Annotated in this window: 18 protein-coding genes; 11 read left to right on the top strand and 7 right to left on the bottom strand. The window is 67.9% G+C overall.

Annotation, left to right across the window (positions count from 1 at the left end):
* Positions 1 to 424: 424 nt before the first annotated feature.
* A complete protein-coding gene (locus tag GEV28_RS12150) occupies positions 425 to 1,363 on the bottom strand; it encodes a lipase (RefSeq protein ID WP_291411733.1) in 939 nt (312 codons plus the stop codon).
* A gap of 156 nt (positions 1,364 to 1,519) precedes the next feature.
* On the opposite strand from GEV28_RS12150, the gene GEV28_RS12145 reads away from it, so the two are divergent.
* From GEV28_RS12145 to GEV28_RS12135, 3 genes are read left to right on the top strand one after another with little or no spacing between them, the layout of a single operon-like run.
* Positions 1,520 to 2,029 carry a DoxX family protein gene (locus GEV28_RS12145; protein ID WP_291411732.1) on the top strand — a complete coding sequence of 170 codons (510 nt, stop codon included), beginning with the start codon at positions 1,520 to 1,522 and terminating at the stop codon, positions 2,027 to 2,029.
* A complete protein-coding gene (locus GEV28_RS12140) occupies positions 2,029 to 2,388 on the top strand; it encodes a hypothetical protein (protein ID WP_291411731.1) in 360 nt (119 codons plus the stop codon). The genes GEV28_RS12145 and GEV28_RS12140 overlap by 1 nt, the downstream gene beginning before the upstream one ends.
* Before the next feature lie 28 nt (positions 2,389 to 2,416).
* A complete protein-coding gene (locus tag GEV28_RS12135) occupies positions 2,417 to 2,641 on the top strand; it encodes an acyl-CoA dehydrogenase family protein (protein WP_291411729.1) in 225 nt (74 codons plus the stop codon).
* 1 nt (position 2,642) lies between these two features.
* Here GEV28_RS12135 and GEV28_RS12130 read toward each other — a convergent pair whose 3' ends face one another.
* Positions 2,643 to 2,840, bottom strand: a complete 198-nt coding sequence (locus GEV28_RS12130; protein ID WP_291411727.1) for a hypothetical protein — start codon at positions 2,838 to 2,840, stop codon at positions 2,643 to 2,645.
* Between the two features lie 77 nt (positions 2,841 to 2,917).
* Here GEV28_RS12130 and GEV28_RS12125 point away from each other — a divergent pair, with 77 nt between their 5' ends.
* From GEV28_RS12125 to GEV28_RS12115, 3 genes are read left to right on the top strand one after another with little or no spacing between them, the layout of a single operon-like run.
* Complete coding sequence (locus GEV28_RS12125) at positions 2,918 to 3,085, top strand: hypothetical protein (protein WP_291411726.1); 168 nt, start codon at positions 2,918 to 2,920, stop codon at positions 3,083 to 3,085.
* Positions 3,085 to 3,531, top strand: coding sequence for an acyl-CoA dehydrogenase family protein (locus tag GEV28_RS12120; RefSeq protein WP_291411741.1), 447 nt, complete (start codon positions 3,085 to 3,087; stop codon positions 3,529 to 3,531). Before GEV28_RS12125 ends, GEV28_RS12120 begins: the two co-directional genes overlap by 1 nt.
* A 9-nt stretch (positions 3,532 to 3,540) precedes the next feature.
* Positions 3,541 to 4,500, top strand: a complete 960-nt coding sequence (locus GEV28_RS12115) for a PhnD/SsuA/transferrin family substrate-binding protein (protein WP_291411724.1) — start codon at positions 3,541 to 3,543, stop codon at positions 4,498 to 4,500.
* 307 nt (positions 4,501 to 4,807) lie between these two features.
* On the opposite strand, the gene GEV28_RS12110 is transcribed toward GEV28_RS12115, so the two are convergent.
* The gene (locus tag GEV28_RS12110) at positions 4,808 to 5,227 is read right to left on the bottom strand and encodes a hypothetical protein (protein ID WP_291411722.1); all 420 of its coding nucleotides are present in this window, start codon (positions 5,225 to 5,227) and stop codon (positions 4,808 to 4,810) included.
* Between the two features lie 173 nt (positions 5,228 to 5,400).
* On the opposite strand from GEV28_RS12110, the gene GEV28_RS12105 reads away from it, so the two are divergent.
* The 3 genes from GEV28_RS12105 (at position 5,401) to GEV28_RS12095 (ending at position 7,941) form a co-directional block, all read left to right on the top strand.
* On the top strand, positions 5,401 to 6,339 hold the full coding sequence (locus GEV28_RS12105) for a helix-turn-helix domain-containing protein (RefSeq protein WP_291411720.1): 939 nt from the start codon (positions 5,401 to 5,403) through the stop codon (positions 6,337 to 6,339).
* A gap of 657 nt (positions 6,340 to 6,996) precedes the next feature.
* Positions 6,997 to 7,434, top strand: a complete 438-nt coding sequence (locus tag GEV28_RS12100; RefSeq protein ID WP_291411739.1) for a VOC family protein — start codon at positions 6,997 to 6,999, stop codon at positions 7,432 to 7,434.
* A gap of 60 nt (positions 7,435 to 7,494) precedes the next feature.
* The gene (locus GEV28_RS12095) at positions 7,495 to 7,941 is read left to right on the top strand and encodes a nitroreductase family deazaflavin-dependent oxidoreductase (protein ID WP_291411718.1); all 447 of its coding nucleotides are present in this window, start codon (positions 7,495 to 7,497) and stop codon (positions 7,939 to 7,941) included.
* 59 nt (positions 7,942 to 8,000) lie between these two features.
* Here GEV28_RS12095 and GEV28_RS12090 read toward each other — a convergent pair whose 3' ends face one another.
* Positions 8,001 to 8,237, bottom strand: coding sequence for a hypothetical protein (locus tag GEV28_RS12090; protein WP_291411717.1), 237 nt, complete (start codon positions 8,235 to 8,237; stop codon positions 8,001 to 8,003).
* Between the two features lie 363 nt (positions 8,238 to 8,600).
* Positions 8,601 to 9,893, bottom strand: coding sequence for a tyrosine-type recombinase/integrase (locus tag GEV28_RS12085; RefSeq protein WP_291411715.1), 1,293 nt, complete (start codon positions 9,891 to 9,893; stop codon positions 8,601 to 8,603).
* A gap of 593 nt (positions 9,894 to 10,486) precedes the next feature.
* On the opposite strand from GEV28_RS12085, the gene GEV28_RS12080 reads away from it, so the two are divergent.
* Both GEV28_RS12080 and GEV28_RS12075 read left to right on the top strand, forming a co-directional pair.
* The gene (locus GEV28_RS12080) at positions 10,487 to 11,050 is read left to right on the top strand and encodes a dihydrofolate reductase family protein (RefSeq protein WP_291411713.1); all 564 of its coding nucleotides are present in this window, start codon (positions 10,487 to 10,489) and stop codon (positions 11,048 to 11,050) included.
* Positions 11,051 to 11,329: 279 nt separating this feature from the next.
* Positions 11,330 to 11,770, top strand: a complete 441-nt coding sequence (locus GEV28_RS12075; protein WP_291411711.1) for a hypothetical protein — start codon at positions 11,330 to 11,332, stop codon at positions 11,768 to 11,770.
* Between the two features lie 199 nt (positions 11,771 to 11,969).
* Here the strand turns inward: GEV28_RS12075 and GEV28_RS12070 are convergent, their stop codons facing one another.
* Positions 11,970 to 12,233 carry a hypothetical protein gene (locus tag GEV28_RS12070; RefSeq protein WP_291411709.1) on the bottom strand — a complete coding sequence of 88 codons (264 nt, stop codon included), beginning with the start codon at positions 12,231 to 12,233 and terminating at the stop codon, positions 11,970 to 11,972.
* Positions 12,230 to 12,964: a terminase TerL endonuclease subunit gene (locus GEV28_RS12065; protein ID WP_291411707.1), complete on the bottom strand. Its 735-nt coding sequence runs from the start codon at positions 12,962 to 12,964 to the stop codon at positions 12,230 to 12,232. The genes GEV28_RS12070 and GEV28_RS12065 overlap by 4 nt, the downstream gene beginning before the upstream one ends.
* Between the last annotated feature and the right edge of the window lie 85 nt (positions 12,965 to 13,049).

The following is a 13,049-nucleotide window of genomic DNA, read 5'->3' as shown; positions in this document are numbered from 1 at the left end:
TCCGGCGGGAACGCCGCAGTCAGCACCCCGACCCCGACCAGATCCGGCAACCGAACCTGCGTACCCACCTTGACCTGCTGTCCCACTCTCGCCACAACCAAGATCATAACCCCACAGCACCTAAGTTAGCGGCATTGGGGGTTACCCCGCCGGCACCGAAGCGCAGCACTCGGTGCCGATCGCGACCGCACTAATCACCGCTGCACTAATCACCGCTGCACTAATCACCGCCGCCAGAGCCGGCGCTTGGTCCCCTACGCCGAGCCCGGACTGTAGACCGGCCTGACCGGAGCGAAGGAAGCCGCGCGCGTCACAGCAACCTCCTGCGGAAGACAGCGTCAGCCGAGGCGATGCCGCACTCGGCTTCATCCCACCCATCGCTGTCTCCCGCCGACCACACCGCAGGGCACAACACCCTTCACGTTTACCTTCGATCCCGACGCAGAACGCGACGACGTTGCTCAACCGCGCGAAAATAGCAGCGCAGCCACAACCATCTCCAAGTCGACATATCCATGGGCACGCTGGTTCGGCGTTGTGGTGATGCGGTGGGCGACTTCCCGTGGGACGGCAAGGTCGGATGTTGTCGGTTCGTGGGGTATCTATACCGCTCGGGCACCTGCGTACGCCGCGCCCAGGACGTCTTCGATCCATCGGTCACCGCAGCGTACGAGTTCATCTGTCGTGCTGCAGTGGGCATGTTGACCGCATCGGCCAGACGCGCGGAGTCGGGTGGGATCACCGTCCGGTCGTTCTCGGTCCAGACCGACAGCCACGGCAGCGTCACCGGCTGCCCGTCGAGTTCGGTCAGCAGTGCGCTGCCGGGGCTGAGCTGCTGGCAAGCCACCGGGCACGCACCCGGGGCCACGGCACCGCCGGCGGTGGCGACCCGCGACCCGTGCAGCGGCGCGCCCAGCGTGATCACCCGGCGGGCCACTGCGGCACCGTCACCGGTGACCCACAGGCGCGCCACGACCCCACCCGCCGAGTAGCCGATCACGTCCACCGACGGCGCTCCCGCCGCCACCGCGTCGGCGGCCGCCCGGTCCAGCACCCGCGTCTGGGCCCGCAGGTCACCGGTGCCGTCGCCGGGCAGTGTCAGCACCTCCGCCACGCGTCCGGACCGCCGGATCCGATCAGCCAAAGTGGACAGTGAGTCCCGAGAGCCGCCATAGCCGGGCACGAGCAGCACCGGTCCGGCTCGGTCCTGCGCGGGGGCACCGGTCGCAGTGTTGGCGTCGGAGGCCCGCCGCATCGCCTGCAGGCTCACCGCGACCGCGCCGGCAGCGACCACCGCCGCCAGGAACACGACCAACCCGCGCCGGCGCGCGCTGAGGCCGGCCCACCAGTCCAGAACCCGCACACCCCCATCGTCCCGCATGTTCCGGCACCCGGGACGGCACCGGCGGACCCGCCGCTGCCGTCCGGCGAGCGTAAGGAGTCGGTAATGCGTCGACGCGTTGCGCGTCCATGATCAATGCACTTGCCTGGGAGCACCCCTGGAAAGGATGTGTCGGCAATGGCTGCTACCTCGCAGGCCTACGGCACTACGCGGCTGACCGCGGCGGCGGTCCCGGTCGTGCGGATCGGGGTCGCGCTGCTGTGGATGCAGAACGTCGCGTGGAAAGGCCCGCCGAACTACGGCCCGCTGCGGCATTTCACCGAGTTCGCGGTCGACCGGCCGGTGTTCGGGCCCTGGGCGTGGCTCGTGGAGCATGTGGTGCTGCCGAACTTCACGGTGTTCGCCTGGCTGACGGTGCTCGTCGAGGCGGGGCTGGGTGCCTTCCTGCTGGTGGGGTTGGCCACCCGGCTCTGGGCGGTGATCGGGGTCGCGCAGTCGGTGGTGATCACGCTGTCCGCGCTGAACGCGCCGAACGAGTGGCACTGGTCCTACTACCTGATGATCCTGGTGCACCTCGCACTGTTCGTCACCGCGGCGGGCCGCTCGTTCGGCGTGGACGGCGTGTTGCGTCCGGCGTGGCAGCGCTCCTCGGCACGGAGCGCCCGACTTCTGGTGAGGTTGTCGTGATGGCGAACCCGCTCGACCGCGCCGCGTTCGTGCTCGGGCTCGGTGCGCTGGTCAGCTCGGTGTTCGCGATCGGCCCGGGCTCGCAGCGCAAGGCCGACTTCGTGCAGGTCGCGGACGCGGGTCTGGTGGTGCTGCTGGTGCTCGGCGCGATCGCGGCGCTCGGCGGGCTGATGGGCCAGCGGCTGATCGTGGCCGTCGCGGGGGTCGGCTTCGTCGTGGCCGCGGTGATCGGGTTGGTGCAGTGGGGTCAGGCCACGAACTGGCTGGCCGCGGACGGCTCGACGGTCTCGCTGCTCGGCGGCTTCGGCCTCGGGTTGCTGGCCGTCGGCCTGACCCCGCGGCACCCGTCAACGTCCTGACGAGAGTCCTGACAAGAAAGGAAGATCCGTGGAGCTGAGTGCACGTCTCGACCCGGTCGTCGCGGTCGCGGCCGACTCGGCCCGTGAGGTGGACGCACAGGCCGCGTTCCCGGAGAAAGCCGTCCTGGCCCTTCGCGAGTCCGGGCTGCTGGGCCTCACCCTGCCTACCGAGGTGGGCGGGCTCGGCGGCGGTCCGCACGAGCTGACCGAGGTGGTGGGCGCGCTCGCCGGGCGTGCGGCTCGACCGCGATGATCTACCTGATGCATGTCAGCGCCGCCATGTCGGTGGCCGCCGCACCGCCGCCCGGCCGGCCTCGGTTGTTGGCGGAGCTGGCCAGTGGCGCGGCGTTGGGCTCGCTGGCGTTCTCCGAGCCGGGGTCGCGCTCGCACTTCTGGGCACCGGTGTCGCGGGCCACGCGGAACGGCGCGGGGGTGGCGCTGCGGGCGCGCAAGAGTTGGGTGACCTCGGCCGGCCACGCCGACGTCTATGTGACCTCGACCCTGACAACCCGGCGCGGACACCATCGACGTGTTCGCTGTTCCCGCAAGCGATCCGGGCGTCACGGTCACCGGCCGCTGGCACGGGCTCGGCATGCGCGGCAACGCGTCCGCGCCGATGACCTTCGAGACCGAGGTGCCGGAGAGCTACCGGATCGGGGCGGCCGGTTCCGGGTTCGAGCTGATGCTGCAGACGTGATGCCGTGGTTCAATCTCGGCAACGCGGCCGTGTCGGTGGGGCTGGCCGCGGCGGCGGTGGACGCGGCCGTGCGGCACACCAGCGCCGCGCAACTGGAGCATCTGGACCAGAGCCTGTCCGCGCTGCCCACCATCCGCGCCCAGCTGGCCCGGATGTCGATCGAGCTGGCCGCCACGCGTGCCTATCTCACCCAGGCCGCCAGCCGGATCGCCGAGCCGGCCGAGGACACCGTGCTGCACGTGCTGGGCGTCAAGGCCGCCGCCAACGACGCCGCACTGTCCATCACGGATACCGCGATGCGGGTGTGCGGTGGCGCGGCGTTCTCCGAGCACCTGCAGATCGACCGGTACTTCCGCGACGCCCGCGTCGGCCACGTGATGGCGCCCACCGCGGACGTGCTCTACGACTTCTACGGCAAGGCGATCACCGGCCAACCCCTGTTCTAGGAGCGCGACATGAGCGAGCCGCTGATGGTCGGCGCGGTTGCCTACACCCCGAACGTGGTGACCATCTGGGAGGGCTTCCGCGACTACTTCGCCGGCAGGCCCGCGGAGCTGGACTTCGTGCTGTTCTCCAACTACGGCCGCCAGGTCGACGCGCTGCTCGACGGCACCATCGACATCGCGTGGAACACCAACCTGGCCTGGGTACGGACCACCCTCCAGACCGACGGCGCCTGCCGGGCCCTGGCGATGCGCGACACCGACACCGTGTTCCGCACGTTGTTCGTCTCCCGCAAGGGAAGCGGACTATCCGATCTGGACAGCCTGCGCGGCCGGCGGCTCGCGCTCGGCTCGCGGGACTCGGCCCAGGCGGCGATCCTACCGGTGCAGTACCTGCGCCAGGGCGGGCTCGACCGCGACGTGGAGCTGGTTCGGCTCAACAGCGACGTCGGCAAGCACGGCGACACCGGCCGTAGCGAGCTCGACGCGCTGCGCATGGTGGTCGACGAGAAGGCCGACGCCGCGGCGATCGGGATCAACACCTGGGAGGCGATCGGCCGCGACGAGCTGATGCCCGGCGCGTTCGAGGCATTCTGGACCTCGCCGGCCTACTCGCACTGCAACTTCACCGCGCTCCCCCGGCTCGGCGACGACCGAGCCACCCCGTGGGTCGAGCAACTGCTGGCGATGGACTGGGACAACCCGGCGCACCGGCCGATCCTGGAGCTGGAGGGACTCAAGCGATGGGTGTGCCCGAACTCGACGGCTACGCGTCCCTGTTCGAGGCGGTGCGGGAGCAGGAGATCCCCGCACGGTGGTAGATCCCCGACTGGTGCTCGACCTCGTGGAGCGCCTCGGCGCGGCGGCCGACGGCACCACCGTCACGGTTGCGCTCGGCGCCGACTCCGCAGCCGAGTTCGTCGCCGCGTGGTGCGCGCGAACCGGCAACGAGCTGGTCGAGGTGCGCGATGACGCGGCGGGTGCGGTGGCGACCGTGCGCCGCGGCCGACCGCCCGACCCGCTCGTCTCGCTCGACCCGGCCCAGGTGCCGGGCACCCGGCTGTGGCTGTACACCAACTTCGACTGCAACCTCGCCTGCGACTACTGCTGCGCGCGGTCCTCGCCACGGGCCGCCCGCCGCGCACTCGGCGCCGACCGCGTGCGCCGCCTGGCCACCGAGGCCGTCGACGCCGGCGTCACCGAGCTGATCCTCACCGGCGGGGAACAAGGAAACGCGATGGGCCGGCTGCTGCGGGCCGACCCATCGCATTTCCCGATGTCAGGCAGAAATCCAGCCACCGCAACCGTTCGAATTGCACGCGCGGAACTTCGGCCGCTCCGATGCCCAGGTAAAGTACTCGACGAAATAGGGTCTCGCCGTACTCTGCCAGACCGCTTGACCGTCCGTCGTCACCCACAGGATCTGGCCGAAGCTTGCCCCGTACACCTCGCCGTCGACGCGCCACATGGGCAGGCGGTTACCGTAGAAATCTCGTCCCTCTCCGTATGTCCAGCAGAATCGCACCTTTGCGCCGCCAGAGCTGGTCGCGTCGGTGCAGGCCTGAGCGCCGATATCGCCTGCAGCTCTTGCCTCCGGCTTACCGGCCGTCGCCGTCGGCGCGGAGCCGGCAGAGGTCGTGGACGCGGTGGCCGTCGAACCGCCGAGAGCGATCAGGGCGACCAAGAACAGGCTCAGCACGGCGACCCGTGGTTTGCGTGGAGCTAGCACAGAATTCTCCTTCTCAGGGGCGTGGCATTCCGCGTGATACGGCGGGGTACTGATGAGCAAATCAGGATCACAGAGGGAAGAGAATTGATTCGAGCCCGGTCGAATCATCCGATTCGCAGATTTGGCCGTGATAGAATCACGCCGTGATCACGTTGCGTATGACGGCCGGCGGGATGGCGCGAACCAGACTGGCGTTATCGCCGGTGGCCGAGGTCACCGTGTGGCTGTGGTTGCTTGTCCTGGGGCGCCGCCACCCGCTATTCGGGGATGTTGGTCCGGTCGCGCGCTCGGTCCTGTGCCACCGCGATGTGGCCCTTGTCGCCAGCACGCTGTCCCGGGGCTACGCACCGGATCTGCTGACTCCCGCTCCCACGCTGGGACGGGCACTGTCGGTGCTCGACGACCAGTTGGACAAGATCAGCGGTGCGGCGCAGGAAGCCATTGCCGAACAGGTCGGCCACATCGCCTGCTACAGCGGGCAGGTGGCCACGACAGTTAGGGATGCGGTTGATGCCGGTACTTTCGGACGCCGTGCGGCGAACGGGTTGCGGGTGTTCTGGCGACATGTTCTCGCGGACGGCTGGGGTTCGCTGCAGGACTCGATGGAGGCCGATCTCGCTGGGCGCACACGTACGATGGCCGACCACGGGTTGTCGGCGCTGCTCGGATCGCTGCACCCGGACATCAGATGGACCGGTGAGTCGCTGCGGATTGCCCTTGGCGGGCACGAGGAGAACGTAACGCTGGGCACGCGGGAACTGGTGCTGTCGCCGAGCGTGCTCAATTGGCCGAATGTCGCCCTGCAGGTATGCGGCAAGGACTCGGCGGTCATCAACTACCCGGCGACGGGACTGGTTGCGAACCGCCGCCGCGATCCGGGCGTCCTTGCCCGGCTTTACGGCGACACCAGGGCCGGTTTGCTTGCTGATCTCGACCGCGCGTGTTCAACCGCCGAGTTGAGCGTCCGGCACGACATAGCGCCCTCGACGGTGTCCTATCACCTGCGTGTGCTGCATCAGGCCGGCCTGGTCATCCGGCGCCGCGAGGGACATTACGTTCTCTACCAACGAAACCCGAGCTAGCCGGTGACCGCTGCTCGCCTATTGGGAAAGCTCTTCCGTTGTTCAAGTGCACGAAACCACCGAGTACACAGCCTCTGACGAACGCACTCTCGTGCCGCGGTGAGTGCGATCAGTCAACGAACACCCGTTCGATGAGACCGTGGCAGTTGCGGTGTCGGTGATCGTCCAGTGGCATCGACGCGCCCACCTCGGTGTCGATCGCCGTCCGCTCCCGACGCGGCCGGTAGTGGTGCTCGACAACGCCGCGTACCGCCGCTCGTGGACGACGTCCAGCAGGCCCGCCTCGACGAGTAGTCTGACCTGGCGATACGCATCCGGTCGGCATCCGCCGATTCCCTCCGTTCGATGCCGATCGCCGGCCAGTCAGCGTGCCCGGTTGTGGTTCTCGGTGATCACTGTGTGCGCGTGGTCGGCGACGTGATACCAGACCACGCATTCCGATCGAATCTCGTGCTCGTGGGCCGTGGCGAGCCGGTCTGGTCGCTGATGGCGGCCGGCCTGATCGACGAGTACCTGCTGATGGTCCGTCCGTACGCCTCGCCGCGCCCGGTAGGGACTGTGACGGCCATCACAGAAGTTATTCTGTCGAGAACATTGCGTCAGTTCCGTCCCAGGGGCACGAGCGGCCACGACGGGCCGCGTGACACGGGAGGAATGATGACGATCCGGCGGATGGAGAACGTCGGCGTCGTTATCGACGACCTCGCGGCTGCTACCGCGTTCTCCCTCGAGCTCGGCCTGGAGCTCGAGGGTCAGGCACCGGTCCAGGGGCGGTGGGTGGACCGCGTCGTCGGGCTCGACGACGTCCGGGTTGACGTGGCAATGGTGCGGACTCCGGACGGCCACGGACGGCTTGAGCTGATGAAGTTCCACACGCCGGTGGCCACCACCGCCGAGCCGAACGCGGCGGTCAACACCCTCGGTATTCGTCGCATCATGTTCGCCGTCCAGGACATCGAGGACGTCCTGGCCCGGCTGCGCGCACATGGCGCCGAACTCATCGGCGAGCTGGAGCGGTACGAGGACAGCCATCGACTCTGCTACGTCCGCGGCCCCGAGGGCATCATCGTTGCGCTGTCCGAGAGGCTCAACTGAAGTAGATCGCCAGTAAGCACGTTCCGTACCAGACTTCCGTTCCAGAAAGGACCGTCCGTCATGGCTGTCGCCGATGACCTTGACCACGCCACCGACTCGCAATGGGACTGGGTCGCTGAGCAGACTCGTACGTATCTGGCCTCGGGTGGCACCGAGGGATACGAGTCGAACGGCGTCTACACGCTCGTGCTCGCCACGACCGGACGCAGGACCGGCATTCCGCGCCGCACGTGCCTGATCTACGGCACCGCAGGCGAGGACTTCGTCGTCGTCGCCTCCAAAGGTGGTGCCGACGAGGATCCGGCGTGGTTCAAGAACCTCCAGGCGGACCCGAGCGTCGGGGTACAGGTCGGCACCCGCCGGTTCACCGCTCGCGCCCGGGTCGCGTCCCCGGCCGAACGTGAGCCCCTCTGGCTCCAGATGGCGCGCATCTTCCCGCTGTACGACGAGTACGCACAGAAGACCGCCCGCGAAATCCCGATCGTCCTGCTCACTCCGCAGGACTGACCCTGGCAACCGCCGCGAACGCCTGTTCGATCAGACTGTGGAACTCTCGTGTTTCGCAATCACGCCGCGGCATCTGCCCAGGCCAGGCGGATGGTACGAATTTGTTCGGGGGTGGGTTCGACCTGCGGGTCTGCACGATATTGGGCGGCGATGAGGACGCGTCGGAGCTTGGTGATCATGTCGTGGTAGCTGGGCTGGGTCTTGGTCGCGTACCACGGAGCGCGAGCACGGTGCGCGGCGACAACGCCCGGCGAGTGTCCGGCGAGGTGGTACCAGATGATCACCAGGCTCTGCATCAGCGGCGGCGCTGGGTGGAGGCGGACCGGGCTGCGTCAACGTGGTGTATTGCCGATGAGCGTTGGTTTTCGGGGAAGACGGTTGCCCGTCAGTCATCCTTGGCGTGGTCCGCAGGCAGGGCGAAAGGGTCGTCGGGAAGGAAGCAGCCGTAGTCCTGCAGCGGTTGGCGTTCACCGAGGACGACTTCCTGAATCCAGCCAGCGGGCGAGAGCCCGTGAGGGTGGTCTGTGACGCGGGAGCCGGGCAGGGGCGCGCCTCGGCCGACCGAGACCGCGACGTCGGCGTATAAGCAGCGATCGAACAACATTCGCACATGCCGCGATGCGCGCGTCTCGCCAATTCAGGTTCGGCCGGAACTCATGTCATCGCGGCGCTGCGACGACCGGTATGCCCAGCTCGACCGGCGCGACGCGGGCGAGGCGTTTGGTCTCCTGCCGTTTCTGCCGGAGTAAGGTGAGCGTGAGGTCGATGCCCTCGACCTCACCGAGCCAAGCCTCGTGCTCGGCCCGAGCGCGGCGGGCCAGCAGGTCGTCCTCGATCTCGTCGAGCCGGGGCAGCATTTTCGGGTTTATGGCAAGCATTGGGCAACGCAAACAAGAATGCTCATGCTGGCAAGCGGAACCGTATGGTCGCGTGCAACCGCCCAGCTCGACCTTTCGTCGATCGAAGTGTTCCTCAAATTCGGACCACTCGCTGTCGGTGACAGGCTTATACTCATCAACTGACCGCGCCTGTCGTCGGCGGTCGAGGAATTCTTGGTAGTGGCGCACGACATCCTCGTTGAACACGGCGACATATCCGCGAGTGGTCTGCAGGTTCAAGTGTCCGAGTAGTGCCGCGCCGATATGGATGGGCAGGCCGTTGTTCACCAGGTCCGTGGCCAGCAGCCTGCGGAAGTCGTGCGGTGTGAAACTCGTTGCCCGGAAGCCGGGGTGCTGCTCGGCCAGTTCAGCGCAGCGGCGGCGGAGCATGACGAGCACCGTCGCGGGCGAGATCACGCGCGGGACCGCGCCGGTGTGCCGTTGGAACAGGAATGGCATGGGATCGCTCATTCGCCGCTCGTGGTTGTCGTAGCGTTGGATGAGGGGAATGGGACGGCCATGCTGGGTATGCCGCCGGATGATCGCGGCGATCACGGCGAACAATTCCGCCGACATCGGGATGACGCGCTCGCGGTCTGTCTTGGACGGTGCGATCACCAACAAGGCGATGACCTCGCCGTTGGGACGCTGGTACTGCCTGATGCTCAGGTGGGTGAGCTCAAGCAGTTCTTCGATGCGAATGCCCGCGTGGCGAAGGACTTCCACCGCGGCGAACTCCCAGAAGGCGAGGTTCTCGGCAGCGGTGTCATCGATCGCGACCGTGATCGGCGCGTGGGCTGGCAGCAGGTGCGTCACGATCAGTTGCGCTACCACCAGTCCCATCTGTTGAGGAGACCACCGTGCGGTGGAGAAGAACCGGTGTGCCCGGCCGTGGCGCCAGATCCGAGTCAAGCCTGCCCCGGTGATCATCCCGCAGACTGTCCGCCCCACCGGCTGCGCAAACAACCCCGCGACCAGCATCGTGAACGTCTGGAATGTTGGAGCGGTGAAACACGGCCGGAAGGTGGCCAGGACGCGCGCAAGCGCGCCCGATAAGGTGGGAACCCGGAGCATCGGCGGAACACTCTTTCGTATACGACAGAGCTGTTATCGGAACCGCCGATGCTCCACCTACCAGCCCCGCAAGATCCACACGACGCGCCGGCACTCGGTCAACATCCTCGGCGGCCACCGCCTGACCGGGCTCCCACCAAAAGTGCCAAAGTCGAGTGCGATACCCGGCAGTAAGTTAAGCTGGGGATCGATCACGCCCGCACATGGCGGCCGAGTTCAGCCCGGCTGGCATCCGGGTCATCACCGTCGCACCAGGACCCACCTGCACCGAGACGGTCCGCTCCGCCATGGGTGATGACGCCATCAACCAGGTCGCCGGATCCACTCTGCTCAGCAGGTTGGCCACCCCCGCCGTTGTCTGCGTCGCCTCCGACAAGGCCCACTCCCCCATAGTCAGCTGCAACGGGTCAGGGGCATGGCGTTGCGGACGTCAGCCAGGACTCCCACGAAGCGCGGAGGTGGAGCTGCGCCAGGTGGCGTCGAGAGGGTCGCCGACGCTGCGTGAGCAGGAGGAGTACCTGCGGGCACGCATCCGATGAGTTTTCGTCGGTCCCCCGGTCTACCTTGCGGACCAACGAACCTCGGGAGGACCTGTGGGCAGACTGATCTACGGCATGAGCGCCTCGCTGGACGGCTATACGGCGGCGGTGGGTGACGACATCAGCTGGAGCGAACCGGACGACGAGCTGCACCAGTTCTGGAACGACCACGCACGCTCGATCTCCATGTCGCTGTACGGCAGGAAGCTGTACGAGCTGATGTCGGCGTACTGGCCGACGGCGGACGAGCAGCCGGACGCCACACCGGTGACCGTCGACTTCGCCCGTGTCTGGCGGGAGACGCCGAGGGTGGTGTTCTCGAAGACCCTGACGGAGGTCGGCTGGAACTCGCGGCTTGAGCGGGGCGACCTCATCGAGGTGGCGAGGCGGCTGAAGGCGGAGGAGGACGGCCTGCTGGAGGTCGGCGGGGCGACGCTGGCCGCGCCGCTCGTGCGGGCCGGGCTCGTCGACGTGTACCAGGTGGTCGTGTACCCGGTGCTGGTCGGCGGGGGCACCCGGTTCTTCCCGCCGCTCGACAACTGGGCGGACCTGAGGCTCGTGGAGAATAGGACGTTCCCGTCCGGTGCGGTCCTGCTGCGTTACGAGACGGGGCGCTGACGTGCCAGCAGACCCTCAGCCGACCTCGATCACCGGTCGGACGAACAGCTCGTCGACGTACTCGGCCTCGTCGATGAGCCACTGGGCGAAGTCGCGTCGCGGTAGGAGGTGGCCAGGGTCAGCCAGGCGAGGAAGTTCAGCACCGCCATAGCTCCTGCAGCTCGGCGTTGTGCGCGTTGGTCAGCCGCCAGAGCCACTGCCGGTCCGCGAGGGTTGGCTCGTTGCCGAGGGCCACGTGCGTCACCTCACTCTGGACTGGTATCGGGCTACGCTCCGTGGGTGCCTGAGCCCGAGAAGGACCCGCGCGAGGCCAAGTGGGAGCTGATCAACGCCGAGCAAGCGACTCGCCTGGATCGCCAGGGTCAGTCGCTCGCTCGGATCGAAACGAAGCCCGGAGTCGTCGCTACTTTTGCTCTTGCGGGAGGTCAGTTCCTCGCGACGAGACACCCGTTCGCTACGTCCTGGTCGACGCTATTGGGCGTGCTCGCGTTCGCCTGCTACGTGGTCACCGCGGGCTGCTCGATCTGGGTCACCCGCGTAGCGCGGGGAGCCGACTTGACCCGGGCGCAGGTACTGCAACGGCTGATCGTCTCGCGGGTCGAGGTCTACAAGCGGAACAACGGGCCGAACGCGAAGCGCGCGCGGGTCTGGTGGCATTCGGTGTGGGTCCTGTCGGCGGGTTTCCTGTGCTCGGTCGCTTGCATCATGTTGACTGCGTGACATGAGCGATGAGCAGGGCGGGAACGCCTCCCCGCAACCTCAGGCATCCACAGGTCCCGCAGCGCCGACCGGAGCGGATCAGCCAGCGCCAAAGCCGGCACCCGCTCCAGCTGACGGCTGGCCAGCCCCACGCTTGGTTGACAACGAGTACAAGGACCACGGCGGGCACCAGTTCTCCCACCGGGACAGCTGAGCCGGCCTATCGCACAACCATCCGTCCCGACCGGGCATGCTTCTGAGCCAGCTCCCGCCAGCGTGTGACGGCCATTGCCGCGGTGGGTACGGCGTCGATGCGCCGGCCCACGGCGGCGCGGTCGGGCTTGTCGGGGCGGAGCTGGTCGGCGTCGCCGGGTGGGTGGCGGACCTCGACGGCGTCGAAGCACCACTCGACGACCGGGTTGCCGTGGTGTGCCCAGCTGCGGGACTTGGTGAGCGCCATCAGCTCGGTCATGCCGTAGGTCATGCCGCGGTAGGTTCTGCGGGATGGGCGCGAGGTCGAGCCGGGTCTGCTTCTGGATGGCCTGGCGGACCGGTTCGCCGCACCACTCGTCGTAGCCGGCGGCCATGACGCGGATAGGTGGCGCAGTCCTCGGCGATGTCGGCGTAGATGGTGTCGTAGTCGATGACGTCGCCGGGGGTGACGGTGATCCAGCCGCCGTCGGCCGCAGCGAGACCTCGCCGTTCGTGCGCTGGTCGAGGAAGTCCACGGCGGCCTGCGGGAGCCAGAACCGCCACAGCATCGACGCCGTGCCCACGTCGAGTCCGCTGTAGACGCGGCGGCCGGCCAGCTCGGCGCGCAGCCAGTCCGGGGCAGGGGCGACGGTGCCGGTGCCGGTAAAGGTGCATCGGCATCCAGCGGTGGGACTGCGCGACCCACTGGTTGAGCCGGTATTGCCGGAACGCGTTCTCTTTCGACGGGTCGTTCTGGGCTTCGATGGCTTCCTGGCGCAGCGACTTGATCAACAGGAATTCGCCGAGCGCTGGGTTGTCCAGCGGCCAGAGCTTCTCGTCCCAGGGGTCGGCGTCTTCGGGGACGTTACGGATGTAGGCGAACCGGTGCGCCGCGCGCTGGGGGTCGTCGATGATCCGGGCGCACTCGTCATGCTCGGACCGGGCGAAGCTGGCGGGGTCGTCGCCGGCTGTGGTGGCGGCGACCATGAGCGGTTGGGCTCGGGTGCCCATGTCGGTGAGCATCGCGTCCCATAGGGCGCGACTCCGGCCTCGGACACGTTATAATCCTTCGCCGGATGGCTACGTCAGCAGCCGTCTGATCAGCGTG

Source organism: Actinophytocola sp., from assembly GCF_009379765.1.
GTDB lineage: Bacteria > Actinomycetota > Actinomycetes > Mycobacteriales > Pseudonocardiaceae > Actinophytocola.
Note: the sequence above shows the minus strand (reverse complement) of the source record. Positions and strands in the feature narration are given on the sequence as shown.